This is a genomic window from Actinoplanes sp. KI2, assembly GCF_025630775.1.
GTDB lineage: Bacteria > Actinomycetota > Actinomycetes > Mycobacteriales > Micromonosporaceae > Actinoplanes.
In genome coordinates this window covers 20422-46457 of sequence record NZ_JAOSZE010000038.1, presented here as the reverse complement: position 1 = coordinate 46457, position 26036 = coordinate 20422, and the positions used below count along the sequence as shown (strand labels likewise).

Below are 26036 nucleotides of genomic sequence, written 5' to 3'. Positions count from 1 at the left end.
CCCGTGATCCCTCAGCCTTGCAGGACGACATCGGGCGGCTCCACCTCTCGCGGCTGGTGGACGCGCCGGCGCAGGGTCCGGACGAGCCCGCCGCCGAGCGAGATCGCCACGAACGCGCCGAGCGCGATGATCACCGTGGTGGCGCCGGGCGCGGTGTCGATCCCGGCCGAGACCGCCACGCCCGCGCCGGCCGATGCCAGGCCGATCACCATCGCCAACGCCATCGTGCTGCGGAACCCCCGGGTGACCTGCTGGGCCGCGGCCACCGGAACGACCATCAGGGCCGAGACCAGGAGCAGGCCGACCGTACGCATGGCGATCGTCACCGTCACCGCGGTCGTCACCGCCATCAGGATGTTCAGCGTGCGCACCGGCAGGCCGCTGACCCGGGCGTACTCCTCGTCGTTGCAGACCGCGAACAGGGCCGGCCGGAAGACGGTCATCGCCAGCAGCACGGCCAGGCCCAGCACGGTGATCACCACGAGGTCCTGCGGCGAGGTGGTGATCAGCGAGCCGAACAGGTACTGCATCAGGTTCGCATTGCTGCTGTCGTCGGAGAGCCCGACCAGCACCACCCCGCCCGCGATGCCGCCGTAGAACAGCAGCGCCAGGGCGAGGTCGCCGGAGGTGCGACCGCGCTGGCGGATCAGCTCGATGCCGACCGCCCCGGCCGCCGACACGATCACCGCGCTGATCACCGGGGAGTGGTGCAGCAGCAGGCCCACGCCGACGCCGGTCAGCGCGACGTGCCCGATCCCGTCCCCGATCAGCGACAGCCGCCGCTGCACCAGGTAGATGCCGAGGGCGGGGGCGGCCAGGCCGATCACCAGCGCGCCGATCAACGCGCGGATCATGAAGTCGTACGCGAACAGGCTCATGGGCGGGCCGTGATCCGGTCGGTCGGCGACACGCAGATCTTGTCCTTCTCCGGGGTGGCGTGCGGGTGGACGTGGTCGTGGCCGGGGTCGGCGTGGTGGCCGGCCGGCTCGGGCGGGATGCCCTCGTGCGCTATCCGGCCCTCGTGCACCACGACGGCCCGGTCGATCAGCGGGCGCAGCGGGCCGAGCTCGTGCGCGACCAGCAGGATCGTGCCGCCGCCGGCCGCGAACTCGCCCAGCGCCGCGGCGAACGCCTCCTGGCTGGCCGCGTCCACCCCGGCCGTCGGCTCGTCGAGGACCAGCAGGTCGGGGCGGCCGGCCAGGGCCCGGGCGATCAGCGTGCGCTGCTGCTGGCCGCCGGAGAGGGTGGCCACCGGGTCGCCGATCCGGTCGAGCAGGCCGACCTTGGTCAGCGCGTCGCGGATCGCGGCCTTGTCGGCGGCGCCGGCGGGCCGGAAGATGCCGCGCCGGGCCAGCCGGCCGGAGGCCACCACCTCGCCGACCGTGGCCGGCACGCCGGAACCGGCGCCGAGCCGCTGCGGGACGTAGCCGACCCGGGCCCAGTCCCGGAACCGGCGCTGCGCGGTGCCGAACAGGTCGATCTCGCCGCGCGCGATCGGGACCAGGCCGAGGATGGTGCGGATCAGGGTGGACTTGCCGGAGCCGTTGGCGCCGAGGATCGCGACCACCTCGCCGCCGGGCACCGCGAGCGAGACGTCGTGCAGGATCTCCCGGCCGTCGTAGCCCACGGCCAGGTGGCGTACGTCGACGACGCTCATGAGGTGCACCCCAATGCCGTGGTGAGCGCGGCCAGGTTGGCCCGCATGACGGAGAAGTAGTCGGCGTTCGGGTCGGTCAGGCCTTCGAGCGGGTCCAGCACCGCAGTGCGGGCGCCGACCTCGCGCGCGATGGTCTCGGCGACCTTGGGGCTGACCAGGGTCTCGAAAAAGATCGTCGTGGTGCCGGTGGCTCGGGCCTGGGCGGCGACCGCGGCCAGTTGGCGCGCGGACGGCTCGGCCTCCGGGGAGACGCCGGTGATCCCGATCTGGGTCAGGCCGTACCGGTGGGCCAGGTAGTTGAACGCCTCGTGGCTGGTGACGACCTCGTGCCGCCGGCAGGTCGCCAGGCCCTCCGCGTACGCCCGATCGAGGTCTTGAAGTTGGTCTTGGAGGTCCTGGGCGCGCTCGCGATAGTCGGAGGCGTGCGTGGGGTCGGCCCGGCCGAGGCGGTCGCCCAGCGCGCCGGCGATCGCCGAAAGGCGCACCGGGTCGAGCCAGACATGCGGGTCCTTGCTGCCGTCCTCGGACTCGCCGCCGGTGTAGGGGAGCAGGTCGACGACCGAGGAGACGTCGAACGAGCGGCCCTTCGCCTCCATGGCGACGGCCGAGTCGACGGCCGGCTGGAAGCCCCGGAGGTAGACCGCGAGCCCGGCGTCCGCCACCTGGGCGACCTGGCGCGGGTTGAGCTCCACGTCGTGCGGCTCGGCGCCGGGCTTGGTGAGGTTCGTGACGGTCACCATGTCGCCCCCGATCCGCTCGCTGAGGAACTGCAGCGGATAGAACGCCGTGACCACGGCGAGCCGCCCGCCGGAGAAGCCGTTCTCGGTGGCCCGCCCGGCGCAACCGGCCGCGACGGCGAGCGTCAGGAGCGCGGCGAGCAGGGCGCGGGGCATGCTCCAACTGTCGCCGACAATGATAATGATTGTCAAAAGCGCATGAGTCGCGCTACACGGCCTTCGCCACCACGGCGGCGAGAAGAAGAACGAGCATGAGTACGCGCAGGGCACGGGTCGCCGGCGGCTGCACCGACCAGGTGGTGTACGTCAGCATGGCCAGCCCCGCACCCAGCGCGAACAGCAGCGCCGCCCCGACGATGCCGGGCAGGAACAGCCCCGCCAGCATCAGCGCCAGCGCCACCAGGAACGCCGTCGTCGGCTTCACCCGGGCCAGCCGGCGAAGCAGGTTCTCGGACGGTGCCACCGTGTCGCCTCCTCGCGCTGCGTACGCTCGTCCCATGCTCGTGCTCAACCGCTTCGTCGTCCCGCCGGACACGCAGGACGGCTTCGTGCTCCGGGCGCACGCCGCCCTCACCGCGCTGGCCGAGCGCCCCGGCTACCTTTCCGGCCGGCTGGCCCGAGCCATCGAGGACCCGTCCCGTTGGACGCTGGTCACCGAGTGGGAGTCGGTGGGAGCCTACCGGCGAGCCCTGGGCGGGTTCGACGTCAAGGTGCACGCCACCCCGCTGCTCTCCGAGTCGGTCGACGAACCCTCCGCGTTCGAGACCCTGGCCGAGGCGCGGCCCGGCGCCGAGGTGGTCGTGACCGCGAGCGACCGGGCCGCCGAGCCGTGGCGCTGACGACTAATCTGGCGATATGACGACGGCGCCCCACGTTCCCGCACCACCGCAGGGCCCCGGCGTTCAGCCGCCGTTCCCGGCCCCGCCCGTCGAGGGCCGCGGCCGCCGGATCGGCATGAGCATCGGCATCGCGATCGGCGTCGTCGTGCTGGTCTGCGGCGGCGGGCTCGCCGCGGTGATCGGCATCCTGGTCTCCACCCAGGGCGCCGCCCAGGAGCGAGCGCAGGCCGCGGTCAGCGAATATCTGAACGCGTTGCGCGACGGCAAGTACGACAAGGCGTACGACCTGCTGTGCGACGACGCGCAGCAGGCCGAGAGCGAGAACGCCTTCGAGAGCCGGGTGTCCGACGAGCCGGTCATCCGGTCGTACACGATGGGAAAGTTCGACATCGTGAGCTGGACGATGCCGGTCCAGGCGACCTACGACGACGGCAGCGACGCCCAGCTCGAGGCCCGTCTGGGCACGGATCAGGACACGGGCGAGTTCGAGGTCTGCGGGATCGGGGAGTAACCTCGCTGTTCGTCCGGATCAACCACGACACCGTGCCATCTACACATTTTGGCCCCGCCGACACCCAGCCGGCGTAGGAGGAACATGCCCGCCGACCGTATCGATGCCGTCGTCAGCCTGGCCAAGCGCCGGGGCTTCGTCTTCCCCTCCAGCGAGATCTACGGAGGAACCCGCTCGGCCTGGGACTACGGTCCGCTGGGCGTGGAGTTGAAGGAAAACGTCCGCCGCCAGTGGTGGCGCACCATGGTGCAGCAGCGTGACGACATCGTCGGCCTCGATTCCGCCGTCATCCTGGCCCGCGACGTCTGGGTCGCGTCCGGCCACGTCGAGGCGTTCACCGACCCGCTGACCGAGTGCCAGTCGTGTCACAAGCGCTTCCGGGCCGACCACCTCGAGGAGGCGTGGGAGGAGAAGCACGGCTCGCCGCCGGCATCGCTCGCCGAGCTCAACTGCCCCAACTGCGGCAACAAGGGCACCTTCACCGAGCCGAAGAACTTCAACGGCCTCATGAAGACCTACCTCGGGCCGACCGAGAGCGCCGAGGGCCTGCACTACCTGCGGCCCGAGACCGCCCAGGGCATCTTCGTCAACTACAACAACGTGGCCACCGCGGCGCGCAAGAAGCCGCCGTTCGGCATCGCCCAGATCGGCAAGAGCTTCCGCAACGAGATCACCCCGGGCAACTTCATCTTCCGTACGCGTGAGTTCGAGCAGATGGAGATGGAGTTCTTCGTCGAGCCCGGCACCGACGAGAAGTGGCACGAGTACTGGCTGCAGGAGCGCTGGAACTGGTACCGCGACCTCGGCCTCTCCGAGAACAACCTGCGCTTCTACGAGCACCCGGCGGAGAAGCGCTCGTTCTACTCGACCCGCACGGTCGACATCGAGTACCGCTTCCAGTTCGGCGGCAGCGAGTTCGCCGAGCTCGAGGGCATCGCGAACCGGACGAACTACGACCTGTCCACCCACTCGAAGCACTCCGGCGTCGACCTCAGCTACTTCGACCAGGAGAAGCAGGAGCGCTGGGTGCCGTACGTGATCGAGCCGGCGGCCGGCCTCACCCGCGCGGTCCTGGCCTTCCTGCTCGAGGCGTACGACGAGGACGAGGCGCCGAACACCAAGGGCGGCGTCGACAAGCGCACGGTGATGCGCTTCGACCCGCGGCTCGCGCCGATCAAGGTGGCGGTCCTGCCGCTGTCCCGCAACCCGGAGCTGTCGCCGAAGGCCCGCGGCCTCGCCGACCTGCTGCGCAAGCGCTGGATCGTCGAGTTCGACGACTCGCAGGCGATCGGCCGGCGGTACCGCCGCCAGGACGAGATCGGCACCCCGTTCTGCGTGACGGTCGACTTCGACACCCTCACCGACGACGCGGTGACGGTGCGCGACCGCGACACGATGAAGCAGGAGCGGGTCGCTCTCGCCCAGATCGAGGACTACCTCATTCAGCGTCTGCCCGGCTGCTGAACTTCGCTCAGAAGTCGAAGCCGCCCGGTCGGCCGTTCCGGTCCGCGATGAGCCCGGCCAGGGTCGCGATGGCGATCTCGGCCGGGGTCTTCGCCCCGATGTTGAGGCCGATCGGGCGGTGCACCCGGGCGATCTGATCCTCCGGCACGTCGAGGTCGCGCAGCATCCGGACGTGCGGCCCCTCGATCGTCGGCTTCCCAAGGATTCCGATCCACCGGGTCCGCTGCTCGAGCGCCGCCTTGAGCACCTCACCGATCTCGTCCCGGTGGTGGTCGCTGAGCACGACGTCGGTGTGCTCGTCGAGATGCGCGGCCTCCAGGTCGTGCACGAAGAGATCCCCGTGCGGCCGCGGCGTCCCCTGCAGTCGTGACTGATCCGGCTCGACGAGTACGGACTGGAAGCCGGCCTCCACGGCCAGGCGCAGCATCACTTCCGCCGTCGGCGACTCGAAGACGACGACCAGACGGCGCGGGCTAACCCCTTCGCTCACCGCGTCGACTCTGCCAGACAAATTCGGCTCCCGCAGCCATTGCCCGTCGCGCGACTAGTAGGCATTGGGCTAGTATCTGAGGCAGGCGGAGGCTCGACAGCTCCGCCGATCCCCTTACTCTGGTGCTGGAGACGTCAATGACCCCCACCCTTGAAGACCACGAACGACGCCTCACCGTCGTGGAGGAGCGCTTGGACCAGGAAGCAGGACTTCGTGCCAGCCAGGACCGTGACCTGGCCGCCATAGCCGAGGGCGTCCGTGTTCAAGGCCGCCTCATCCAGGCTCTTGCAGTGACGCAGTCCGAACACACCCGCAGCTTGGCTCAGCTCACCGATTCGGTGAATGAGGTCAACGGGAAAATCGATGAGGTCAACGGGAAAATCGATGGGGTCAACGGGAAAATCGATGAGGCCAACCGGACAATCGATGAGGTCCAAGGCGGGATCACGCAGATTATCGGCATGGTCGAAACGCTGATCGAGCGTCGCGAGAGCCGGTAGGCCGAGCGGGCGATTCGGGGTCGCCGGGCTGGACGTGTCACGCTGTATGGCGTGACTTCACCGCTCATGCTCGGCAACCACGCCGTGAACCCGCCCGTCGTGCTCGCGCCGATGGCCGGGATCACCAACGTGGCGTTCCGGCGGCTCTGCCGCGAGCAGGGCGGTGGCGTCTACGTCTGCGAGATGATCACCACTCGGGCGCTGGTCGAGCGGATCCCCAAGACGCTCAAGATGATTTCGTTCGCCGAGGACGAGGACTTTCGCAGCCTTCAGCTCTACGGCGTCGACCCCGAGATCACCGCGCGGGCGGTCCGGCTGGTCGGCGAGGACGGGCTGGCCGATCACATCGACCTGAACTTCGGCTGCCCGGTACCCAAGGTCACCCGGCGTGGCGGCGGTTCGGCCCTGCCCTGGCGGCGGCGACTGTTCGGCCGGATCGTGGCGCAGGCGGTCGAGGCGGCGCGGCCGTTCGGCATCCCCGTGACGATCAAGATGCGTAAGGGCATCGACGACGAGCACCTCACGTACGTGGAAGCGGGTTTGATCGCGCAGGAGGCGGGCGTGGCGGCGGTGGCGCTGCACGCGCGCACGGCCGAGCAGCGGTACTCGGGCAACGCCGACTGGGACGCGATCGCCACGCTCAAGCAGGCGCTCGACGTGCCGGTGCTGGGTAACGGCGACATCTGGGAGGGTTCGGACGCGCTGCGCATGGTCGAGCACACCGGCGTCGACGGCGTGGTCGTCGGCCGTGGCTGCCTCGGCCGCCCGTGGCTGTTCGCCGACCTGGAGGCCGCGTTCACCCGGGGCGCGGGCTACCGCCCGGTGCTGCCGGCCCTCGGCGAGGTCGCAAAGATCATGTCGCGCCACGCCGAGCTGCTGGTCGACGCCCTGGGCGACGAGCGGCACGGCTGCGCCGACTTCCGCAAGCACGTGGCGTGGTACCTGAAGGGCTTCCCGGTCGGCGGCGACCTGCGGCGCAGCCTCGCCATGATCTCCTCGCTGGCCGAGCTCGACGACCTGCTGGAAAAGCTTGACCCGTCGCTCCCGTTCCCGGCCGAGGCGCTGGGCCAGCCCCGGGGCCGGGTCAACTCCCCGGGCAAGGTCTCCCTGCCCTACGGCTGGCTGGACAGCCGCGACGACGACACGGTCCCCGTGGGCGCCGAAACCGACGAGTCCGGCGGATGACCACTACCACTATCCGGGACGTGCTGCGAGGCACGCTCAGCTACGAGGAGGGCTTGGACGCGCTCACCGTGGCGCCCACCGGTGAGGTGGACGCCGAGCTCGACGCGGCCGTGGATCAGGCGGTCGATCGGCTGTTCCGCAGCGGGTGGCAGCCAGCCGAGCTGTATCGAGTGGTGGCCCGGCTCGGGAACCCCCTGCAGGCGCAACGGGTGACCGATTCCGCCAAGGGCTATCTCACGAAATTTCCGGACATAGACCCTCGGTGGCGTGCGCAGGCTCAGGAGTTGCCGACCGCGAAGAGCCGGGCCGACCGGATCAAGGGCCTGGATGCCGGCCTCGGCCTGCTGCTCGAACTGCGCCGGCTCCCGGCCATCGAGAAGCTGATCCCGGCCCCGGGCGAGGCGCCCGAGAAGCGCCTGCGTGGCGCCGACAACCGGGTGCTTGAGCGGGTCCGGGCGCTGCTCGCCAAGGCCGAGTCCACCGACTTCCCGGCCGAGGCCGAAGCCTTCTCGGGCAAGGCGCAGGAGCTGATCGCCCGGCACAGCATCGAGGAGGTGCTGACCGCCACGCCGGACGAGACGCCGCTGCGCCGCCGGGTGGGGGTCGATCATCCCTACGAGAGCGAGAAGGCCAGCCTGCTCGACGCGGTGGCGCGGGCCAACCACTGTCACACCGTGTGGTCGCCGGAGCTCGCGTTCTCCACGGTGTTCGGCTTCGACGCGGACATCGACGCGGTCGAGTTGCTTTACACCTCGCTGCTGGTGCAGGCCAACCGGGCGATGGCGCGGGACGAGCCGGCCAAGGGCAAGGCCCGGATCAAGGCGTTCCGGCGGAGTTTCCTGGTCGCGTACGCGGTGCGCGTCGGCGAGCGCCTCGAGCGGGCCACCCGGCACGAGATCGCCCTGCACAGCGACCTGCTGCCGGTGCTGCGCGGGCGCGATCTCCAGGTCCGCGAGGCGGTGACGCGAGCCTTTCCGCGTACGGTGCGAGCCCGCGGCAGCCGCGTCGACAGCCTGGAGGGGTGGGAGTCCGGCCGGGCGGCGGCCGACGAGGCCGAATTAGCTTGACCGGCGGGGGAGGATGGACCCATGCCTTCGCCACCGTGCTGATCTCGACTCCTCTACGCGGTCCGCGCCTGTGCGGACGGCGTCCTGCTCTACCCGGTCTACGCGCTGCTGTTCGCCGACGCGGGCCTGTCCACCAGCCAGATCTCCGTGCTGTTCGCGATCTGGTCGGTGGTCTCGTTCGCCTTCGAGGTGCCCTCCGGTGCGCTGGCCGACGCCTGGTCCCGCCGCGGCCTCTACGCGATCGGTGAGCTGCTCACCGCCGCCGGCTACGCGCTGTGGCTGATCTGGCCGGCCTTCCCCGGTTTCGCGCTGGGCTTCGTGCTGTGGGGGCTGGGCGGCGCGCTCGCCTCCGGCACGCTCGAGGCGCTCGTCTACGACCAGGTCGGCGACGACTACGCCAAGGTCATGGGCCGGGCCGGCACCGTGGGCATCCTGGCCACGCTCGCCGCCACCCTGCTGGCCGCCCCGGCGCTCACCCTCGGCGGCTATCGCCTGGTGGGCATCGCGAGCATCGCCGTGGTCACCCTGGGTGGTCTTCTCGCGCTTCGACTTCCCGATTCCGTGCGTACGCCGGGGGAAGCCGACGACAGCGACGGCGGCAGTTATCGGCAACTGTTGCGATCGGGGCTGCGGGACGCGGTCAAGGACCGGCGCACGATCCTGACCGTGGCGGTCGCGGCCATGCTGCCCGGGTTCACCGCGCTCGACGAGTACCTGCCGCTGCTCGCCCGCGACAAGGGAGCGCCGACGGTAGCCGTACCGCTGCTGTATGCCCTGGTCGCACTGGCCATGGCCGCGGGAAGCGCGCTCGCCGGACGCTACGTCGCGTCGCTGCCCTTGGTCGTCGCCGCGGCGGCGGCCCTGCTCGCCGCCGGCGCCCTCGTCCCGCACCTGATCGGCATGGTCCCGGTGGCCGCCACGTTCGGACTGCTCCAGTACGCCATGATCCGCGCGGAGACGAGCCTCCAGGAGTCGATCACCGGGCCGGCCCGGACGACCGTTTTGTCGATCAGCGGCTTCGGCGCGGAAGTGTTCGCGGTCGTTCTCTACGCCGGCTTCGGCCTGCCCGTGCCGCTGCCGCCGCTGTTCGCGCTGGCCGCGCTGCCCTTGCTGTTGACCGCCGTGCTGGCGGCCCGGAATTTCGTCCGCGCAGGATGAGGGGCCAGACATCGATGCCGCCGAGCATGAGCGTGAGCCCCGAGTCTTCTTCAGGAGCGCGACATGACGACGTTTACGGTGTGGAAGTTCGACAGCCCTGACGGCGCGCGGCACGCCGCCGAGCAACTCAAGGACGCCGAAGCCGACGGCCTGGTCAAGATGCTCGACCATGCCGTGATCACCTGGCCGGTCGGTGCCGCACAGCCGGAGAAGCTGCACCACAGCAACGACTCGGTGTGGCGCGGCGCCGGCTGGGGCGCCCTCTGGGGCCTACTGGCCGGCACGCTCTTCCTGGTCCCGGTGATCGGCGGCGCGGCCGGCGCCGCGATCGGTGCGCTGAGCAAGGCCACCGAGGGCGCCGGCATCTCCAAGGACCAGCTCGAGACGATCCGCACCGAGATCACCGAGGGCACGTCGGCGCTGTTCCTGGTCACCGACGAGGGCAACCTGGACCGGCTGGGCGAACGCTTCCACGGCATGGGCGACCACAGCAAGCTGATCAGCACGAACCTCACCGAGGGCGAGCGCGAGATCCTGCTGGACACCTTCGGCGGGGGCGCCCACAAGAACCCGCAGCCCTACTGACCACTGGCGATCCGCCGCCGGGGCGGGGAGGGCTCGAGGAGTGCCCTCCCCGCCGGGAGCGGGCATCGGAGCGGGTCAGACGTCGAGGTCGTTCTCGATGCGCCTGAGTTGGTGGCGGGCCATGGCCAGGTTGGCGCGGTCGCGGCGCAGGGCGAGGTAGAGGAACAGGCCCTTGCCGGCGCGGCTCGTCAGCGGGCGGATCATGTGGTACTGGGTGTCCAATGTGATCAGGATGTCCTCGATCTTCTCGGAGATGTTCAGCATCTCCATCGCCCGCAGCTTGGCCCGGACCACGTCCGTGTTGCCGGCCGCCGCGACCGTCAGGTCGAGTTCCTTGCCGCCGCCGACGGTGCCGAGCGCCATGCCGCTCGTATGGTCCACGAGGGCCACGCCGACGGCGCCGTCGATCTCCATGATTTCCTTGAGTGCGGTGTCCATGTCGCCCATGGCAGTTCCTCCGTATGCGGTGGGATGGCGGCCCGCCGATCGGCGGCGGTACCGGTTGGGTCGCGGCGGATGCCGCGCACTCGGGTCAGCCCGTCGCCTGCCGGCGCCGGGGGTTGGTGGGCGGTGTGCCCGTCGGGGTACGCCGCGCCAGCGACGCCGGACCGGCCTGCGTGGGTATTGCCGGTCGGTTCGGCGATGAGGTGTTCGGCTCGATCGCGAGGATCCGGATCAGTCGGCGCACGCATCGCCGCGCCTCGAGGTGCACCATCGCGAGGTTCGCGTCGCCGGACGTGACCAGGGCGAGCAGCGCGGCCCGGCCCGCGGCGTAGGTGGTGATGTAGCCGCGATCGCACTCGACCACCGACTCCCGCAACTCGCCGTGGTTCACCGCGTGGGCGAACCGCCGGGCCAGCGCGAGGTGCGCGGCGGCGAGCGCGGCGAGACCGTCCGGTTCGATACCGCGCGCGTCGTGCGCGACCACCAGCCCGTCGGTGGTCGCGAGCACGCTGCCGGACAGGCTCGGCACCCGGGCACGCAGGCGGTCGAGCTCCTCCAGCACCGCCGGATCCACCGTCATCCTCGGTCTCGCTTTCTCGTCGGAAGGTCGGAGGCGCGCGCGTCACCGCAAGGCTCTCAATGCGGTGCGGATGCGTTTGAGCAGGAATTCGTCGGTGCCGGTGTAGGGCGGCGGGGGCTCACCGACAACGTCTTTGGGCAGCTTCGCGCCGGGTTTGCGGCGGGCCAGCAGGGACGGGCGATACACCGTGCCGGTGCCGCCGGTGCCGCCGGTGCCGCCGGTGCCGCCGGTGCCGCCGGTGCCGCCGGTCTCCTCGGTCAGGGCGGACGGTGCGGCCGCCGGCGCCGCCCCCGCGGATGACGGCGCCGGCGGGGGCGGTGCCGGGGGACCGGGGACGGCCGGGCGTACGCCGGAGACCACCGGCACCGTCGGCGAGTCGTCCGGCCGGGGCTGGGCGCGACGCGCGTCCACGGCCGTCCCGCGGGCATGCGGGAGCCGCACGAGTTCGGGAGCTTTGCCGCGTACCTCGGGAAGGTCCAGCAAACCGGCGGCCGCGAGCCGGCGCAGCTCCTGGAGGATCGCGAAGCCCGCCCGGCCCAGCAGGAAGGCGAGATCGGTCGGGGTGCGCTGGCCGTCCGCGTGCACGAGCAGCTCCCACTGCGGCGCGGTCAGCGTGATCCGCTCGCGCGGCGGACGGCCGATCGGCGTGACCGCCGCGGTGTCCACCCGCGGGTCCGGGAAGATGTCGTCGAGCATCTTGGCCCGGCGGTGCACCTCCTGGGTGACCGCGGCCGGATCGATGTGCACGACCGGCCCGAGCCAGTGGGTGGCGCCGTTGCGGAACTCGACCGGCGCAGCCGGCTGCGCGAGCGCGAAGTACGCGGCGTCGTAGGTCGCGCCGAGCACGCACAGCTCCAGTTCGCCCTGGGTGAGGTGGCCCTGCTCGACCAGCAGCCGGCCCACCCGGGCGGTGGCGGCGCCCCGGTCGAGGGCGTTCTGCCAGGTGCGCCCGGCCAGCCGGCCGGACGCGGTGAGCAACTCGCCGACCCCGGGGGCGGCCAGCGACTCGGCGTAGATCACCCGGCCCTCGAGGACGTAGACCGCGCCGCCCGGGTGGCCCCCGACCACCAGCGCACCGGTCTGCCGCTCCCCGGCCACCTGGGCGAGTAGGCGTCCCGAAGCGACGGTCGTCGAGCGGCTCACACGTTCTCCATCTCTTTCCGGTGAGATGTCGAGGTTCAGATGGCGACCAGGTCGTCGGCCAGCTTCTGCATCCGGCGACGAGCCACCGCGAGGTTCCCCAGCACGCGGTCGAGCCAGACGTAGAGGACCAGCCGGCCGTCGAAGTCGGTGTGCACCGGCCGTAGCAGGTGATAGCCGCCCGCGGTCGTGATGATCAGATCTTCGAGCAGGTCGTGCGGGACGGCCGAGACGAACAGCGAGCGGCTGTTCGCGGCCTGGACCACTTCGGCCGTGCCGGCGGCGGCGGCCTCGTGGTCGTCGTTCGGTGCGGCTCCCGTCGTGGCGACGGGGAAGCCTGTGGTGTAGTCGACGATGCTGGCGCCGACCGCGCCAGGGATCGCCATGGCCTCCTGCAAACAGTGATCGACGCCGGGCACCTCTACCCCTTGGTCTGCCTCCGCAGCGCTGGGAACCTCGACGGCGTCCCGTGTTCCTCGCCGTCACCGGGGGCCATCCTGCGGCGACCCCCGGGGTCTCAGTCGCACCCGCTGTGCGGCTCTGTCGCTACCGGCGTCTGGTCCTACGGACGGCGCGGAGAACCCGCATCCTCGTGAGGGCTGGAGGCGGGTCGCTCCGGCCCGATGCGCGTAACATGATCGTCACTTTTCGATAAGGAGGCGGCCACATGCCGATCAGCTGGGAACAGGTCGTCGTGGACGCCGACGATCCACATCGCCTGGCCCGATGGTGGGCCGAGGCGCTCGGGTACGTGATCGTGCACGAGGCGCCGGACGAGGTGGAGATCCGTCGTTCCCCCGGCGAACTGCCCGGCCTGCTCTTCGGCGCCTGCCCCGATCCCAAGACCGGGAAGAACCGCCTGCACCTCGACCTGCGCCCGGAGGATCAGGAGGCGGAGGTCGAGCGGCTGGTCGACATGGGCGCCCGCCCGGTGGACATCGGCCAGGGCGACGTGTCCTGGGTGGTGCTCGCCGACCCGGAGGGCAACGAGTTCTGCGTGCTCGCCCCCCGCCGATCTCAGTAGCGGAAACGGTCTCAGCAGCGGAAGCGTTCTCAGTAGCGGAAGCGGCTGATCAGCGTCTGGATCTCCCCGGCGGCCGAGCTAACCAGCTCGGCGGAGCCGCGGGTGGTGTTGGCGCCCTCGGCCGTCGATTCCGTCGACTGGGCGATGGTCGACACCGTGCTCCGGATCTCGGCGGCCGCCGCCGACACCTCGCCCACGTTGCGCCCCATCAGGTCGGTGGTCGCCGACTGCTGCTCGACCGCCGCCGAGATCGTCCGCTGACCGTCGTCGATCTGCTCGATCACCGCGGTGATCGCCGCGATCGCGTCCGCGGTGCCCGTGGTCATCTCCTGGATCGCCGAGATCTTCGCGGTGATGTCCGCGGTCGCCTGCGCGGTCTCCTGCGCCAGGTCCTTGACCTCGGTGGCGACCACCGCGAACCCCTTACCGGCCTCGCCGGCCCGGGCCGCCTCGATCGTCGCGTTCAGCGCCAGCAGGTTCGTCTGCTCGGCGATGTTCGTGATCAGCTGGACGATGTCGCCGATCTCCCGGCTGGCCTCGCTGAGCCGGGCCACCGCCGCCGCCGTGGCCGCCGCGTTCCGGTTCGCCTCGCTGGTCGTCGCGGTGGCCGTGGTCGTCTGCCGGGAGATCTCCCGGATCGACGAGGCCATCTCCTCGGTCGCGCTCGACATGTCGCTCACCGCCGACGCCACGTTCTGCGACGCCGTGTCCGCGCTGCGCGCCTGCGTCAACGTCTGCTCGGCCGACGAGTCCAGGTTGCCGGCCAGCGTCCGCAGATCCACGCTCGCCGCCGACAGCGTCCCCACCCGCGCCGCGGTCGCCGCCACGGTCTCGCGCAGCGCGCTCATCGCGCCGTTCAGCGCCATGGCCATCTCGCCCAGCTCGTCCCGGCGCAGCACCGGCACCTGCGCGGTCAGGTCGCAGCCCTCGGCCGCCCGCAGGCCGGTCAGCATCTCGCGCAGCGGCCGGCGGATCGCCCGCAGCGTCTGCAAGCCGACCAGCAGGGTGATCGCCGCGCCCGCCAGGCCGGCCAGCACGATGATCCAGTCGCTGTTGCGGCCCTTCGCGTTGCCGTTGGCGCTGGAAGCCTCGACCGCCTTGAGCATCGCGTCGTCCAGCCCGCCGAGCTTCTCCTCGAGCTCCGAGTAGACCGCGAGATATCCGTCGAGCTGCGACTTGGCCTTGGCCGGATCGGTGGCGGCGGTCGCCACCAGCGACGTCGCGGCGTCCGCGTAGGCGACCAGGCGCGGTCGCACCTCGGCGTACTGCGCCTGCAGGTCGGCCGGGGCGTCGGCCGCCGCCGCGTCGTACATCTGGAGGATCGTCTTCGCGTGGTCGGTGACCTCGTCCACGCCGTACGCTTGGCGCTGCGCGTCGCTGGTCGCGTACAGCGCCGACATCACGTCCGCCCGCAGCGCGTCGTGCATCATGTCCGCGTTCCACTGGTTGCTCATGCCGTCACTGACCCGGGCCATCTCCCGGCTGGCGTCGGCCTGCGTAGACGAGCTGTAGAGCGCGAAGCCCACGACCAAGCCGACGGAGACCAGCCCGGCCACGATCATGACCTTGAGGCGGGTGACGATCGCGATACCCCGGGACCTCGAATCGGACTCCACGGCTACTACATCGGCATCCGGGACGGGACGCTTAGGCTGAGATCATGACGGCGCTCGACGCCCAACGGTGGATACCCGAACCGACGAAGGACAGCGGCTACGGAAGGACCCCTTACGAGCGAGACCGGGCCCGGGTGCTGCACTCGGCCGGGTTCCGCCGGCTGGCGGCCAAGACCCAGGTGCACACGGCCGGGTCCGACGATTTTCTGCGTACGCGATTGACCCACTCCCTCGAGGTCGCCCAGATCTCCCGCGAGATGGGCGCCCGGCTCGGCTGCGACCCGGACGTCGTCGACGTCGCCGGGCTCGCCCACGACCTCGGTCACCCGCCCTTCGGCCACAACGGCGAGACCGCCCTCGACGAGGTCGCCGAGCCCTGCGGCGGCTTCGAGGGCAACGCGCAGACCCTCCGCGTGCTCACCCGGCTCGAGGCCAAGGTCCCCGGCGGCGGTCTCAACCTCACCCGCGCCTCCCTCGACGCGTGCAGCAAATATCCCTGGCCGCGCAAGCCCGGCACCCGCAAGTTCGGCGTGTACGCCGATGACCGGCCGGTCTTCGACTGGCTGCGCCTCGACGGCCTCGGCGAGCGCCGGTGCCTCGAGGCCCAGGTGATGGACTGGGCCGACGACGTCGCGTACTCCGTGCACGACGTGGAGGACGGCGTGCACGGCGGCTACCTCACCTTGCGCCCGCTGCTCGACGACCCGGCCGAGCGCGCCGAGCTCTGCGCCGACGTTGCCGCCACCTACTCCGACGAGCCGGCCGCCGCGCTCGCCGCCGCCCTCGACCAGCTGCTCGCCGATCCGGCGGTGGTTCCGGTCGCCGACTACGACGGCACCCACCGGGCCCAGGTCACCCTCAAACGGATGACCAGCATCCTGACCGGCCGGTTCGTCGCCTCCGCGGTCGGCGCGACGCAGAGCCGGTACGGCGTCGAGCCGGTACGCCGCTACGACGCCGATCTCATCGTCCCGCGAACCGTGCGTAATCAGTGCGCGCTGCTGAAGGGCATGGCATTGCGCTACGTGATGCGCACACGGGCCGCGGAGAGTTGGTACGAGCAGCAGCGGACGATCCTTGTCGAGCTTGTGGACGCTCTCGTGCGTACACCCGAGGGTTTGGACGTGGTTTTTCGGCCGCTCTTCGAAGCCGCGGAGAGTGACGCGGCGGCACTACGCGTGGTGATCGACCAGGTGGCGTCGCTCACCGATCACGCCGCCGTCGACTGGCACCGGACCCTGGTGGCGGCGCGGGCCTGACGCGAGGCAAGATGTTTGCCGTGGCGGGCAGGGTCAAGGACGAAGACATCGCGCTGGTCCGGGACCGGACGTCGATCGCCGACATCATCGGCGAGTCGGTGACGTTGCGGCCCGCGGGCGGCGGCAACCTGAAGGGGCTGTGCCCCTTCCACGACGAGAAGACGCCGTCCTTCACGGTCGCCCCGGCGCGCAACGTGTACTACTGCCTGGCCGGCGAGACGCGAGTCATCACCGACCAGGGCATTCGCGAGATCCGCGAACTAGCCGGCGGCCGGCATCGAGTGATCACGACGCATGGGGGGTTCGTCGAGGCGCCGTTCTACTCGTTCGGCGAGCAGCCCGTCGTGCATTTGCACCTTTCGCGCAATGGACTGAAGAAGACCATCCGCACGACGCTGAACCATCGGTGGTTCATCCGGAAGCGGAGCGGCGGCGCCGAGAAGCGGGTGGAACGCACGACGGCCGAGCTTCGCGCCGGTGATCGGTTGGCGCACGTCTTTCCGCGCGCACTCAAGACCCGCGACGGTGGGCAATCGCTCGCGCCGTCGCCGTTCGGCGTGGCGCGCGGGATCGTTTTCGGCGACGGCACGCTGTTCAACAAGGGCAGCGTCGCGCTGCTCTACGGTGGCAAAGACCGTGAGCTGCTGAAGTGGTTCCCCCTTAGCGAGACGTACGTATCCGACGGCAAGATCGTTGTTACCGATCTTCCGGCATACTTCAAGACGGATCTTCCGCCGCTCACCGAATCGTTGTCCTACCTTTTCGGCTGGCTGGCCGGCTATTTCGCGGCCGATGGCGACGTCGCCGCCGATGGCTGCATCTCGCTCAACTCGGCGAAGCGGGAGCACCTGGAGTACGTCCGCGATCTCTGCACGCGCATCGGCGTCGGCACGTTCGGCATCCGCGAGTACATCCGTACCGGTTTTGAGGGTTACACCGGGCCGATGTATCGGCTCACTCTCATGGGTGAGGACATTCCGGACGATTTCTTCCTCATCTCCGCTCATCGGGAGAGGTTCACTGCTACCCGCAAGAAATACGAGCGGCGTGGCTGGGTGGTCGAGTCGATCGAGGACCACGGTGAAGTGGAGGAGGTGTTCTGCCCCGTCGTCGAGGGCACGCATGCGTTCGTGCTTGAGGACAACATCCTCACCGGCAACTGCCACGGCTGTGGCCAGGGCGGGGACGCGATCAAGTTCCTGATGGATGCCGAGCATCTGTCGTTCATCGAGTCGATTGAGCGGCTGGCCTCGCGGGCCGGCATTCAGCTTCGGTACGAGACGGACAACTCGCCGAGCGCACCGCGGCCGCAGGCCGGGCACAGGCAGCGGCTGCTCGCCGCCCACGTGGCCGCCGCCGAGTTCTATCGCGACCAGCTCGGCACGCCCGGCGCGCGCAAGGCTCGCGAGTTCCTCGCCCAGCGCGGCTTCGGGCGGGACGCCGCCGAGCGGTACGGGTGCGGGTTCGCCCCCGACTCGTGGGACGCGCTCGCCAAGCACCTGCGGCAGAAGGGCTTCACCGCCGAGGAGCTGAACTCGGCCGGGCTCACCAAGCCGGCCCGGTCCGGGTCGCTGATCGACCGGTTCCGGCGGCGTCTGCTGTGGCCGATCAAGGACCTGACCGGGGACGTGATCGGGTTCGGGGCGCGGAAGCTGTTCGACGACGACGACGGGCCGAAATACCTGAACACGCCCGAGTCGCCGCTGTACAAGAAGTCGCACGTGCTCTACGGCATCGACCAGGCCAAACGGGAGATCGCCAAGCGCGGCCGGGCGGTGATCGTCGAGGGGTACACCGACGTGATGGCCTGTCACGAGGCCGGCGAGCCGACGGCGGTGGCGACCTGCGGCACGGCGTTCGGCGTCGATCACATCGGGGTGCTGCGCCGGCTGCTGATGGACAGCGACAGCTTCACCGGCGAGATCATCTACACCTTCGACGGCGACGCGGCCGGGCAGAAGGCGGCGCTGCGGGCCTTCGAGGAGGATCAGCGGTTCGTCGGGCGTACCTTCATCGCGGTCAGTCCGGACAACATGGACCCTTGCGAGCTGCGGCTGGCCAAGGGCGACCTCGCGGTGCGCGACATGATCGCCGGGCGCGAGCCGCTGGTCGACTTCGCGCTGCGACACACGATCGCCCGCTTCGATCTGGACACGGTCGAGGGGCGGGTCGAGGCGATGCGCCGGGCCGCGCCGCTGGTAGCCAAGATCAAAGACCGGGAGAAGCGACCTGAGTACGCCCGGAAGCTCGCCGGTGATCTGGGGATGGACCTGGAGCCGGTGCATCGGGCGGTGAACTCGGCGCTACGCGGCGAGGCGCCGGAGGCCCGGCCGGCTTCCCGTACCGTCGAGGCACCGCAGCGGCAGGTCGAGCGGGAATCGCTCAAGCTGGCCCTGCAGGAACCGGTGCTGGCCGGCCCGATGTTCGACTCGGTCGGCCCGGAGAACTACGGCGACGGCGTGTACGAGGCGATCCGTACGGCGATTCAGGAGGCCGGCGGCGTGCAGTCGGTCTCGGCCGGCGGGGTGGTGTGGATCGAGAAGGTACGCGACTCCTGCGACGACCTGGCCGGCAAGGGCCTGATCTCGGAGCTGTCGGTGGAGCCGCTGCACGTGGACGGCGTGGTCGACCCGCGCTATGTGCAGATCACGCTGGCCCGGCTGCAGATGGGCTCGGTGACCACCCGGATTCGTGATCTGAAGTCGAAGGTGCAGCGGGTGAACCCGGTGGCGCACAAGGATGAGTACCTGGCGCTGGCCGGGGAGCTCTTCTCGCTGGAACAGCAGGCGCGCGCGTTACGCGAACAGGCGGCAGGCGGACTGTGAGTCTTCAGTCAGGTCAAGGGCGGCGGTGGGGTGGTTGGATGGGGAGTCTTCAGTCAGGTCAAGGGCGGCGGTGGGGTGGTTGGATGGGGAGTCTTCAGTCAGGTCAAGGGCGGCGGTGGGGTGGTTGGATGGGGATTTTTCTTCGGCGGCGAGCCAAGCTGCCCGCGGCGTTGAAGCCCGCTCTCGAACCCGAGGAGCGGGTGTTGACCTGGGCCGGGGTCGGCGAGGACAAGGCGATGGTCGCCACGAACTTCGGGCTGTGGCTGCCCGGCTCGGGACAAGCCGCGGCGAAGCGGCTGGGCTGGCATCAGATCCACAAGGCGGCGTGGTCGGGGCGGGAGCTGCGGATCACGCCGGCCGAGGTGGCCGAGGAGCGGGACGACTACCTCGTGCTGGTGGACGGGCCGGTGGCGGGCTTCCTGCTGCTCGAGCCCGGTGAGCTACCCGATCAGGTGCGTACCCGGGTGACGAAGTCGGTGGCGTACACGTCGCATCACCAGCTGAACGTGGGCGGGGTGCGGGTGGTCGGCCGCCGGGTGCCGGGGCGGAACGGGCTGACCTGGTCGGTGCGCTACGACGCGGGCACCCCGGTGAACCTGCCCGCCGTGATCGAGCTGACCGACGAACTCGTGCTGGCCGCGCAGCGAGCGACGGAGCCACCGGACTGATCGGCCGATGTGGCCGGACCCGACACTCCCGCCCCGAGCCGGGCCCGGAGCGGGAGGACGACAGGGCCGATGCGAACCCGTCGGGTTGGACACCCTAACCGCCGACTCGGAAGGTTTGCCGCCATGATGTCCGACCTTAACGGTAACTCAGCGGTGACCATGGGTCCAACGCACGCGATCGGCGGGCCTCGGGTCGGTCAGTCCACAGTGAGGCCTTTCTCGCTGCCCTTCTTCAGTTTCCGCGAGTCGCGCAGCTCGAGGAACGGCTCGTCGGCGGGGTCGTGGCCGGCCGCGATCGCCCGGCCGCGTTCCAGCTCCGCGTCGAGCTCGGCGCCGAGCAGGATCGCGATGTTGGAGATCCAGAGCCAGACCAGGAAGGCGATGACGCCGCCGAGCGTGCCGTACGTCTTGTCGTAGTTGGCGAAGTTGCCGAGGTAGATCGCGAACGCGGCGGAGGCGACCAGCCAGAGCACGACCGCGAAGATCCCGCCCGGGCTGACCCAGCGGAAGCCGCCGGTCTTCGCGTTCGGCGAGGCCCAGTAGAGGATCGCGAACATCAGGCTGACCAGGACCACCAGCACCGGCCACTTGGCGATGCCCCACACGGTGACGGCGACACCGCCGAAGCCGAGCTTCTGGCCGACCACCTGGGCCAGATTGCCGGTGAAGACCACGATGAACGCCGAGACGATCAGCATCACGCCGACCACCGCGGTGACGCCGACCCGGATCGGCAGCGTCTTCCAGATCGGCCGGCCCTCCGGCACGTCGTAGACGGCGTTCGAGGCGCGCATGAAGGCCGCGATGTAGCCGGAGGCCGACCAGAAGGCGATCACGATGCCGAGGATCGCCGCGAAGCTCGCCTTGCCCGAGCCGTTGACCTGGCTGAGCACGGTGCCGGTCAGGTCCTGGATCTGCTTGTTCCCGGTCAGGTCCTTGATCGTGTCCTGCACGGTCTGCCGGCCGTTCGAGTTGAGGAACCCGAGGATCGACACGAGGACCAGCGCCCCCGGGAAGATCGAGAGCACCCCGTAGTAGGTGAGCGCGGCCGCCCAGTCGGAGATGTTGTCCTCGGAGAACTGCTTGAAGGTCCGCTTGATCGCGGCGAGGATGCCCTTGCCGCGCAGCCCGGCCGGCGATCTCGGGCCGGCGTCGGGCGGCACCGTCCGGCCTATCTCGCCGGTGTCCGGGCCGGTCCGGGTGGTGGTCGCCGCTTCGAGACGGAAGTCCTCGGCGCCCCGGGCACGCGCGTCGGCGGCTTCCGGCGAGTCTTCCGGGACGGCGGTGGCGGTCTTCGACTCGTCTTCATGGGGCTTCATCGCGGCTCTCCTCGAGGCGGGGCCATTTCCCCCACAATGCCCCCGACCAGGAGGTTGCTAACGCTGGTTCACGCGGAAGACCACTTTTGGTTCTGGAGACAAAAGTTTTGGCTGATCTTCGAGAAGGTATGGACTGTTGCGTCGGAAGGGGCCTAGTGTGACGGGCACAACACATCGCTCAGCGTCCCGGAGGTGGCCGTGTTTGGGGCCGACGCACCGCATTTGCGTATTTTGCGGCTTCTCCGTGACGACGGGCCGGTCTCCCGGGCCGAGTTGGGGGACCGGCTCGAGCTGACCCGCCCCCGCCTCCTCGCCGAGGTCGACCGGCTGGTCGCCGCCGAGATGGTGGCCGAGGCCGGCATGGCCGCCTCGCGCGGGGGCCGCCGCTCGACGCTCGTCGAGATCCATCCGCGGCTGCGGTTCGCCGCCGTCGACCTGGGCGCCAGTTCGATCGATATCGAAGTGACCAACGGGCGGCTCGAGCCGGTGGCCGCCTATCGCGAGCCGGCCGACATCCGCTCCGGGCCCAAGGCGATCCTGCAACGGGTCAGCGAGCTGCTGGCCAAGGCCCGCACGGACGGCGCCTACCAGCGGCTCGACGCGGTCGGCATCGGGGTGCCGGGGCCGGTCAGCTTCCGTGACGGGGTGCCGGTGTCCCCGCCGATCATGCCGGGCTGGGATCGCTATCCGGTGCGCGAGGTGCTGACCCGCGAGCACGGCTGCCCGGCCGTGGTGGACAACGACGTGAACATCATGGCGATCGGCGAGCGGCACGGCGGGGTGGCGCACTCGATCGACGACTTCCTGTTCGTGAAGATCGGGACCGGCATCGGGTGTGGCATCCACCTGGGCGGCACGGTGTATCGCGGGGTCGACGGCTGCGCGGGGGACATCGGCCACATCCAGGTCGACGCGAACGGTCCGGTGTGCTCGTGCGGGAACACCGGCTGTCTCGAGGCGCTGTTCAGCGGTGCCGCGCTGGCCCGGGACGCGCTGGCGGCGGCGCGTGCCGGTGATTCGCCGGCGCTGGCCGAGCGGCTGGTCGACGCCACCGAGCTGAGCGCCAAGGACGTCGCCGACGGCGCCGCCGAGGGGGACGTCGTCTGCATCAAGCTGATCCGCGAGGGCGGCCGGCGGGTCGGCGGGGTGCTGGCCACGCTGGTCTCGTTCGCCAATCCGTCGATGATCGTGATCGGGGGCGGGTTGGCCCAGCTGGGGCACGTGCTGCTGGCCGAGATCCGCAGCGTGGTCTACCGCCGGTCGCTGCCGCTGGCCACCGGCAACCTCCCGGTGGTCCTCTCCGAGCTGCAGGGCCGGGCCGGGGTCAGCGGGGCCGCGGTACTGGCCAGCGACATGGCGTTCGAGCAGGCATCATGACCGACGTCGTCCTGCGCCTGGTCGATGTGGTCAAGACCTTCCCGGGCGTACGCGCGCTGGACGGGGTCGAGCTGGAGGTGTCCGCCGGCGAGGTGCACTGCCTGCTCGGGCAGAACGGCGCCGGCAAGTCCACTTTGATCAAGGTGCTGGCCGGGGTGCACCACGCCGACGGTGGTGAGATCAGCTGGCTGGGCAAGCCGTTCGCGCCGGCCGGGCCGCAGGCCGCGATGCGGGCCGGGATCGCCACCATCTACCAGGAGCTCGACCTGGTGGACGAGCTGTCGGTGGCGGAAAATGCGTTCCTCGGGCACGAGCGGAGCCGGCTCGGCTTCAGCCGGCGGCGGGCCGCGGCTGCGAGGACAGCGGCGATCCTGGCCCGGCTGGGGCACGCCGAGATCTCGCCGACGGCCAAGGTCCGCCACCTGCCCGCGGCGGGCAAGCAGATCGTCAGCATGGCGCGTGCGCTCTCGCACGACGCCAAGCTGCTCGTCATGGACGAGCCCAGCGCCGTGCTCGCCCATGACGAGGTGGCGAACCTGTTCCGGATCATCCGGGACCTGACGGCGCAGGGGATCGCGGTCATCTACATCTCGCACCGGCTGGCGGAGATCCGCGAGATCGGTGACCGGGTGACGGTGCTCAAGGACGGCCGCACGACGGCGGCGAACCTCCCGGCCCGCACGACCCCGACCCGGGAGCTGGTCGGCAAGATGACCGGCCGCAGCATCGAGTACCTGTTTCCGGAACGTCCGGCAGATCGGGCGCAAACCCCGCCGATCCTGCAGGTGGCCGGTCTGACCAGGCACGGCGAGTTCGCCGACGCGAGCCTCACGGTGGCGCCCGGCGAGATCGTGGGAATCGCCGGCCTGGTCGGCTCGGGCCGCTCCGAGCTGCTGGAGACCATCTTCGGCGCCCGGCGGGCGGACGCCGGCACGGTCACCATGGACGGTCAGCGGATCACCGGCCTCGGCGCCGCGGTGCGCCGGGGCATGGGGATGGCGCCCGAGGAACGCAAGAGCCAGGCCCTGCTGCTCGACGAGCCGGTCTACAAGAACATGACACTGGCGTCGTTCGCCGGCTTCGCCCGGGCCGGCTTCACCGCCGCCCGGGATGAGCGAGCCGCCGCCCGGAACACCGCCGACCGGCTCGAGCTGCGGCCCCGCGACGTCGAGCGCCCGGTGCGCACGCTCTCCGGCGGTAACCAGCAGAAGGTCGTGGTGGGCCGCTGGCTGCTGGGCAAGACCCGGCTGCTGCTGCTCGACGAGCCGACCCGGGGCGTGGACGTGGGCGCCCGCGTCGAGCTCTACCGGGTGATCCGAGATCTCGCCGAGAACGGGGTGGGCGTGCTGCTGATCTCCAGCGAGGTGCCCGAGGTGCTGGGCCTGGCCGACCGGGTGCTGGTGATGCGGGAGGGCCGGATCGTCCACGAGGCGCCGGCCGACGAGCTCGACGAGGACACCGTGCTCGACCTCGTGATGGCGGGGTCGCTGATGGAGGGGGAGCCCACATGATCGCCGAAACGGCGCCCGCCTCTCGGAGATGGCGGCTCGACGACAACGCGGCACGCAACCTGGGCCTGGTCGGGGTCCTGGTCGTGCTGGTGGTCATCGGGATGGTCACCAAGCCCGAGCTGTATTCCGACCCGACCTGGGTACGCAACAACATCCTGACGATCCTGCAGCAGGCATCGGCGATCGGCGTGGTCACGGTCGGGATGACCTTCGTGATCATCGGCGGCGGCATCGACCTGTCGGTCGGCGCGATCATCGCGCTGGCCGGGGTGTGGTCGACGACGCTGGCGACGCAGAGCCACGGCGCGGGCGGCATGATCTTCACGGCGCTGGTCGTGGGCATCGCGGTCGGCCTGGTCAACGGCGTGCTCATCTCGTACGGCCGGCTCGTGCCGTTCATCGCGACGCTCGCCATGCTGGTGTCGGCGCGGGGACTCGCGGCGCAGATCTCCGGTAAGCAGACCCAGGTCTCGACGAACGACACGATCAACGGCATCGCGACGACCAAGCTGCTCGGCGTACCCCTGCTGGTGTGGATCCTGGCCGTGGTGGTCGCCGCCGGCTGGGTGCTGCTGAACCGCACGACGTTCGGCCGGCGGACGGTCGCGGTCGGCGGCAACCCGGAGGCGGCCCGGCTGGCCGGCATCAGCGTCAAGCGGCACACCGTGCTGCTGTACGTCGTATCCGGGATTTGCTGCGGCCTTGCGGCGATCATGCTGACCTCGCAGGCGACCAGCGCCCAGGCCGCGATGGCCAACCTCTACGAGCTGGACGCGATCGCCGCGGCGATCATCGGCGGCACGCTGCTCAGCGGCGGCCGCGGCACCATCATCGGCGCCCTCTTCGGGGTCCTGGTCTTCTCCACGATCACCAACCTCTTCGCGATCAACAACCTCTCCACCGAGGTCCAGAACATGGTCAAGGGCGGCATCATCGTCGCCGCCGTGTTGATCCAGCAGTTCCGCTACCGCTCACTAACCCAACTCCTCAAGCGCTGACCACTCCCGGCCCGCTTCCGGGTCCCCCCTTGGAGGAATCATGTCCGCTTTGTCCCGTAGGCGCGTTCTGTTCGGCGGCGCGGCCGTCGGCGCCGGCGCGCTGCTGACCGCGTGCACCAGCAACGACCCCGGCACCGGCGCGCAGGTGAAGACCGCCGCGAGCGGCGACGCCAACGCCGCGCCCGGGCAGAAGGTCACCATCGGGTTCTCCGCGCCGGCCGCCGACCACGGCTGGATCGCGGCGATCACCAACAACGCCAAGGCGCAGGCCGCCGCGTACCCCGATGTGGAGTTCAAGCCGGTGGAGGCCGGCGCCGACGCGGCCGCCCAGCGGGCCGCCCTGTCCACCCTGATCGCGCAGAAGCCGACCGTGATCGTGATGCTGCCGTGGGACGGCAAGGAGCTGAACGCGGCCGGGCTCGAAGCGATGCGGGCCGGCATCCCGGTGGTCAACCTGGACCGGGCGTTCCCGTCCGCGGCCGCCTACCGGTTGCAGATCAAGGGCGACAACTACGGCATGGGCCTGGCCGCCGGGCAGTACATCGGCGAGCAGCTCAAGGCCAAGGGCGTGACCAACCCGATCATCGGGGAGATCCCCGGCATCGACTCGCTCGAGCTGACCCAGGAGCGTACGCAGGGCTTCAACGCCGCCCTTTCGGTGTACGGGTTCAAGGTCGCCAACCGCCGGCCGGCCGAGTTCACCGCCGACTCCGGCCAGGCCGCCGCGACCGCCCTGCTGCAGGCACTGCCCAAGATGGACGCGCTGTGGAATCACGACGACGACCAGGGCATCGGCGTGCTCGCCGCGATCAAGCAGGCGAACCGCAGCGAGTTCTTCATGGTCGGCGGGGCCGGCTCGAAGGCGGCGATCGACGCGATCTCGGCCGACAACAGCGTGCTCAAGGCGACGGTCACCTACAGCCCGTCGATGGCCTCCTCGGCGGTCTCCCTGGCCCGGCTGATCGGCCAGGGCAAGGGCATGAGCGACCTGGTCGAGCTGCAGGTGCCCAAGGAGATCACGCTCGCCTCCGAGACGATCACCAAGGCCAACGCCGACAAGTACGCCAAGCTCGGGTTCTAAC

Annotated in this window: 27 protein-coding genes; 16 read left to right on the top strand and 11 right to left on the bottom strand. The window is 70.4% G+C overall.

Translation table 11 applies throughout. The annotated features are described in order from the left end of the window. Window positions 1-11 precede the first annotated feature (11 nt). From ODJ79_RS34020 to ODJ79_RS34005, 4 genes are read right to left on the bottom strand one after another with little or no spacing between them, the layout of a single operon-like run. Window positions 12-878, bottom strand: a complete 867-nt coding sequence (locus ODJ79_RS34020; RefSeq protein ID WP_263027745.1) for a metal ABC transporter permease — start codon at window positions 876-878, stop codon at window positions 12-14. Then, entirely contained in the window at window positions 875-1657 is a 783-nt protein-coding gene (locus tag ODJ79_RS34015) for a metal ABC transporter ATP-binding protein (RefSeq protein WP_263027744.1), read from the bottom strand. The genes ODJ79_RS34020 and ODJ79_RS34015 overlap by 4 nt, the downstream gene beginning before the upstream one ends. Beyond that, window positions 1654-2550: a metal ABC transporter substrate-binding protein gene (locus tag ODJ79_RS34010; protein ID WP_263027743.1), complete on the bottom strand. Its 897-nt coding sequence runs from the start codon at window positions 2548-2550 to the stop codon at window positions 1654-1656. The genes ODJ79_RS34015 and ODJ79_RS34010 overlap by 4 nt, the downstream gene beginning before the upstream one ends. Before the next feature lie 52 nt (window positions 2551-2602). Then, the gene (locus ODJ79_RS34005; RefSeq protein ID WP_263027742.1) at window positions 2603-2857 is read right to left on the bottom strand and encodes a DUF6703 family protein; all 255 of its coding nucleotides are present in this window, start codon (window positions 2855-2857) and stop codon (window positions 2603-2605) included. Between the two features lie 34 nt (window positions 2858-2891). On the opposite strand from ODJ79_RS34005, the gene ODJ79_RS34000 reads away from it, so the two are divergent. The 3 genes from ODJ79_RS34000 (at window position 2892) to ODJ79_RS33990 (ending at window position 5208) form a co-directional block, all read left to right on the top strand. Continuing rightward, on the top strand, window positions 2892-3233 hold the full coding sequence (locus ODJ79_RS34000) for an antibiotic biosynthesis monooxygenase family protein (protein ID WP_263027741.1): 342 nt from the start codon (window positions 2892-2894) through the stop codon (window positions 3231-3233). Window positions 3234-3249: 16 nt separating this feature from the next. Continuing rightward, window positions 3250-3744 carry a hypothetical protein gene (locus ODJ79_RS33995; RefSeq protein ID WP_263027740.1) on the top strand — a complete coding sequence of 165 codons (495 nt, stop codon included), beginning with the start codon at window positions 3250-3252 and terminating at the stop codon, window positions 3742-3744. Window positions 3745-3828: 84 nt separating this feature from the next. Next, complete coding sequence (locus tag ODJ79_RS33990; protein ID WP_263027739.1) at window positions 3829-5208, top strand: glycine--tRNA ligase; 1380 nt, start codon at window positions 3829-3831, stop codon at window positions 5206-5208. 7 nt (window positions 5209-5215) lie between these two features. On the opposite strand, the gene ODJ79_RS33985 is transcribed toward ODJ79_RS33990, so the two are convergent. Next, the gene (locus ODJ79_RS33985) at window positions 5216-5698 is read right to left on the bottom strand and encodes an XdhC family protein (RefSeq protein WP_263027738.1); all 483 of its coding nucleotides are present in this window, start codon (window positions 5696-5698) and stop codon (window positions 5216-5218) included. A gap of 137 nt (window positions 5699-5835) precedes the next feature. Here ODJ79_RS33985 and ODJ79_RS33980 point away from each other — a divergent pair, with 137 nt between their 5' ends. From ODJ79_RS33980 to ODJ79_RS33960, 5 genes are all read left to right on the top strand, one after another. Then, window positions 5836-6198, top strand: a complete 363-nt coding sequence (locus ODJ79_RS33980; protein ID WP_263027737.1) for a hypothetical protein — start codon at window positions 5836-5838, stop codon at window positions 6196-6198. 66 nt (window positions 6199-6264) lie between these two features. Further along, entirely contained in the window at window positions 6265-7383 is a 1119-nt protein-coding gene (gene dusB, locus ODJ79_RS33975; protein WP_263027808.1) for a tRNA dihydrouridine synthase DusB, read from the top strand. Beyond that, on the top strand, window positions 7380-8450 hold the full coding sequence (locus tag ODJ79_RS33970; RefSeq protein ID WP_263027736.1) for a DUF2786 domain-containing protein: 1071 nt from the start codon (window positions 7380-7382) through the stop codon (window positions 8448-8450). The genes dusB and ODJ79_RS33970 overlap by 4 nt, the downstream gene beginning before the upstream one ends. 84 nt (window positions 8451-8534) lie before the next feature. Continuing rightward, complete coding sequence (locus tag ODJ79_RS33965; protein WP_263027807.1) at window positions 8535-9608, top strand: MFS transporter; 1074 nt, start codon at window positions 8535-8537, stop codon at window positions 9606-9608. Window positions 9609-9671: 63 nt separating this feature from the next. Then, the gene (locus tag ODJ79_RS33960) at window positions 9672-10193 is read left to right on the top strand and encodes a DUF1269 domain-containing protein (protein ID WP_263027735.1); all 522 of its coding nucleotides are present in this window, start codon (window positions 9672-9674) and stop codon (window positions 10191-10193) included. 75 nt (window positions 10194-10268) lie between these two features. Here the strand turns inward: ODJ79_RS33960 and ODJ79_RS33955 are convergent, their stop codons facing one another. The 4 genes from ODJ79_RS33955 to ODJ79_RS33940 all read right to left on the bottom strand — a co-directional run bounded on the left by ODJ79_RS33955 (window position 10269) and on the right by ODJ79_RS33940 (window position 12743). Beyond that, window positions 10269-10640, bottom strand: coding sequence for a hypothetical protein (locus tag ODJ79_RS33955; protein ID WP_263027734.1), 372 nt, complete (start codon window positions 10638-10640; stop codon window positions 10269-10271). An 85-nt stretch (window positions 10641-10725) separates the two neighbouring features. Continuing rightward, window positions 10726-11217, bottom strand: a complete 492-nt coding sequence (locus tag ODJ79_RS33950) for a roadblock/LC7 domain-containing protein (RefSeq protein WP_263027733.1) — start codon at window positions 11215-11217, stop codon at window positions 10726-10728. A 42-nt stretch (window positions 11218-11259) separates the two neighbouring features. Next, complete coding sequence (locus ODJ79_RS33945) at window positions 11260-12360, bottom strand: DUF4388 domain-containing protein (protein WP_263027732.1); 1101 nt, start codon at window positions 12358-12360, stop codon at window positions 11260-11262. Window positions 12361-12395: 35 nt separating this feature from the next. Next, entirely contained in the window at window positions 12396-12743 is a 348-nt protein-coding gene (locus tag ODJ79_RS33940) for a hypothetical protein (RefSeq protein WP_263027731.1), read from the bottom strand. Window positions 12744-13024: 281 nt separating this feature from the next. On the opposite strand from ODJ79_RS33940, the gene ODJ79_RS33935 reads away from it, so the two are divergent. After that, window positions 13025-13381, top strand: coding sequence for a VOC family protein (locus tag ODJ79_RS33935; protein ID WP_263027730.1), 357 nt, complete (start codon window positions 13025-13027; stop codon window positions 13379-13381). A 29-nt stretch (window positions 13382-13410) separates the two neighbouring features. Here ODJ79_RS33935 and ODJ79_RS33930 read toward each other — a convergent pair whose 3' ends face one another. Continuing rightward, complete coding sequence (locus ODJ79_RS33930; RefSeq protein ID WP_263027729.1) at window positions 13411-14997, bottom strand: methyl-accepting chemotaxis protein; 1587 nt, start codon at window positions 14995-14997, stop codon at window positions 13411-13413. Window positions 14998-15041: 44 nt separating this feature from the next. Between ODJ79_RS33930 and ODJ79_RS33925 the strand changes: the two genes are divergently transcribed. The 3 genes from ODJ79_RS33925 (at window position 15042) to ODJ79_RS33915 (ending at window position 19749) form a co-directional block, all read left to right on the top strand. Further along, window positions 15042-16256 carry a deoxyguanosinetriphosphate triphosphohydrolase gene (locus tag ODJ79_RS33925; RefSeq protein WP_263027728.1) on the top strand — a complete coding sequence of 405 codons (1215 nt, stop codon included), beginning with the start codon at window positions 15042-15044 and terminating at the stop codon, window positions 16254-16256. A gap of 20 nt (window positions 16257-16276) precedes the next feature. Then, a complete protein-coding gene (gene dnaG / locus ODJ79_RS33920; protein ID WP_411267398.1) occupies window positions 16277-19081 on the top strand; it encodes a DNA primase in 2805 nt (934 codons plus the stop codon). Between the two features lie 128 nt (window positions 19082-19209). Then, window positions 19210-19749 carry a hypothetical protein gene (locus tag ODJ79_RS33915; protein ID WP_263027726.1) on the top strand — a complete coding sequence of 180 codons (540 nt, stop codon included), beginning with the start codon at window positions 19210-19212 and terminating at the stop codon, window positions 19747-19749. Window positions 19750-19946: 197 nt separating this feature from the next. Here the strand turns inward: ODJ79_RS33915 and ODJ79_RS33910 are convergent, their stop codons facing one another. Beyond that, on the bottom strand, window positions 19947-21068 hold the full coding sequence (locus ODJ79_RS33910; protein ID WP_263027725.1) for a YihY/virulence factor BrkB family protein: 1122 nt from the start codon (window positions 21066-21068) through the stop codon (window positions 19947-19949). A gap of 192 nt (window positions 21069-21260) precedes the next feature. On the opposite strand from ODJ79_RS33910, the gene ODJ79_RS33905 reads away from it, so the two are divergent. Genes ODJ79_RS33905 through ODJ79_RS33890 form a run of 4 tightly spaced genes read left to right on the top strand, consistent with a single transcriptional unit; the run spans window position 21261 to window position 26035 of the window. Beyond that, window positions 21261-22445, top strand: a complete 1185-nt coding sequence (locus ODJ79_RS33905; RefSeq protein ID WP_411267397.1) for an ROK family protein — start codon at window positions 21261-21263, stop codon at window positions 22443-22445. After that, entirely contained in the window at window positions 22442-23956 is a 1515-nt protein-coding gene (locus tag ODJ79_RS33900) for a sugar ABC transporter ATP-binding protein (protein WP_263027724.1), read from the top strand. Before ODJ79_RS33905 ends, ODJ79_RS33900 begins: the two co-directional genes overlap by 4 nt. Beyond that, window positions 23953-24954 carry an ABC transporter permease gene (locus ODJ79_RS33895; protein ID WP_263027723.1) on the top strand — a complete coding sequence of 334 codons (1002 nt, stop codon included), beginning with the start codon at window positions 23953-23955 and terminating at the stop codon, window positions 24952-24954. The genes ODJ79_RS33900 and ODJ79_RS33895 overlap by 4 nt, the downstream gene beginning before the upstream one ends. A 40-nt stretch (window positions 24955-24994) precedes the next feature. Then, window positions 24995-26035 (top strand): substrate-binding domain-containing protein, encoded by a 1041-nt coding sequence (locus ODJ79_RS33890; protein WP_263027722.1) that lies wholly within the window; start codon window positions 24995-24997, stop codon window positions 26033-26035. The last annotated feature ends 1 nt before the right edge of the window (window position 26036 follow it).

What these genes read in the sequence shown, in the direction of transcription:
- ODJ79_RS33970 (WP_263027736.1), top strand. Translation starts at nt 7,380, where the DNA reads ATGACCACTACCACTATCCGGGACGTGCTGCGAGGCACGCTCAGCTAC.
- ODJ79_RS34000 (WP_263027741.1), top strand. Translation starts at nt 2,892, where the DNA reads ATGCTCGTGCTCAACCGCTTCGTCGTCCCGCCGGACACGCAGGACGGC.
- ODJ79_RS33890 (WP_263027722.1), top strand. Translation starts at nt 24,995, where the DNA reads ATGTCCGCTTTGTCCCGTAGGCGCGTTCTGTTCGGCGGCGCGGCCGTC.
- ODJ79_RS33915 (WP_263027726.1), top strand. Translation starts at nt 19,210, where the DNA reads ATGGGGATTTTTCTTCGGCGGCGAGCCAAGCTGCCCGCGGCGTTGAAG.
- ODJ79_RS33990 (WP_263027739.1), top strand. Translation starts at nt 3,829, where the DNA reads ATGCCCGCCGACCGTATCGATGCCGTCGTCAGCCTGGCCAAGCGCCGG.
- ODJ79_RS33955 (WP_263027734.1), bottom strand. Translation starts at nt 10,640, where the DNA reads ATGGGCGACATGGACACCGCACTCAAGGAAATCATGGAGATCGACGGC.
- ODJ79_RS33925 (WP_263027728.1), top strand. Translation starts at nt 15,042, where the DNA reads ATGACGGCGCTCGACGCCCAACGGTGGATACCCGAACCGACGAAGGAC.
- ODJ79_RS34020 (WP_263027745.1), bottom strand. Translation starts at nt 878, where the DNA reads ATGAGCCTGTTCGCGTACGACTTCATGATCCGCGCGTTGATCGGCGCG.
- ODJ79_RS34015 (WP_263027744.1), bottom strand. Translation starts at nt 1,657, where the DNA reads ATGAGCGTCGTCGACGTACGCCACCTGGCCGTGGGCTACGACGGCCGG.
- ODJ79_RS33895 (WP_263027723.1), top strand. Translation starts at nt 23,953, where the DNA reads ATGATCGCCGAAACGGCGCCCGCCTCTCGGAGATGGCGGCTCGACGAC.
- dusB (WP_263027808.1), top strand. Translation starts at nt 6,265, where the DNA reads ATGCTCGGCAACCACGCCGTGAACCCGCCCGTCGTGCTCGCGCCGATG.
- ODJ79_RS33980 (WP_263027737.1), top strand. Translation starts at nt 5,836, where the DNA reads ATGACCCCCACCCTTGAAGACCACGAACGACGCCTCACCGTCGTGGAG.
- ODJ79_RS33910 (WP_263027725.1), bottom strand. Translation starts at nt 21,068, where the DNA reads ATGAAGCCCCATGAAGACGAGTCGAAGACCGCCACCGCCGTCCCGGAA.
- ODJ79_RS33935 (WP_263027730.1), top strand. Translation starts at nt 13,025, where the DNA reads ATGCCGATCAGCTGGGAACAGGTCGTCGTGGACGCCGACGATCCACAT.
- ODJ79_RS33940 (WP_263027731.1), bottom strand. Translation starts at nt 12,743, where the DNA reads ATGGCGATCCCTGGCGCGGTCGGCGCCAGCATCGTCGACTACACCACA.
- ODJ79_RS33950 (WP_263027733.1), bottom strand. Translation starts at nt 11,217, where the DNA reads ATGACGGTGGATCCGGCGGTGCTGGAGGAGCTCGACCGCCTGCGTGCC.
- ODJ79_RS33960 (WP_263027735.1), top strand. Translation starts at nt 9,672, where the DNA reads ATGACGACGTTTACGGTGTGGAAGTTCGACAGCCCTGACGGCGCGCGG.
- ODJ79_RS33995 (WP_263027740.1), top strand. Translation starts at nt 3,250, where the DNA reads ATGACGACGGCGCCCCACGTTCCCGCACCACCGCAGGGCCCCGGCGTT.
- ODJ79_RS33900 (WP_263027724.1), top strand. Translation starts at nt 22,442, where the DNA reads ATGACCGACGTCGTCCTGCGCCTGGTCGATGTGGTCAAGACCTTCCCG.
- ODJ79_RS34010 (WP_263027743.1), bottom strand. Translation starts at nt 2,550, where the DNA reads ATGCCCCGCGCCCTGCTCGCCGCGCTCCTGACGCTCGCCGTCGCGGCC.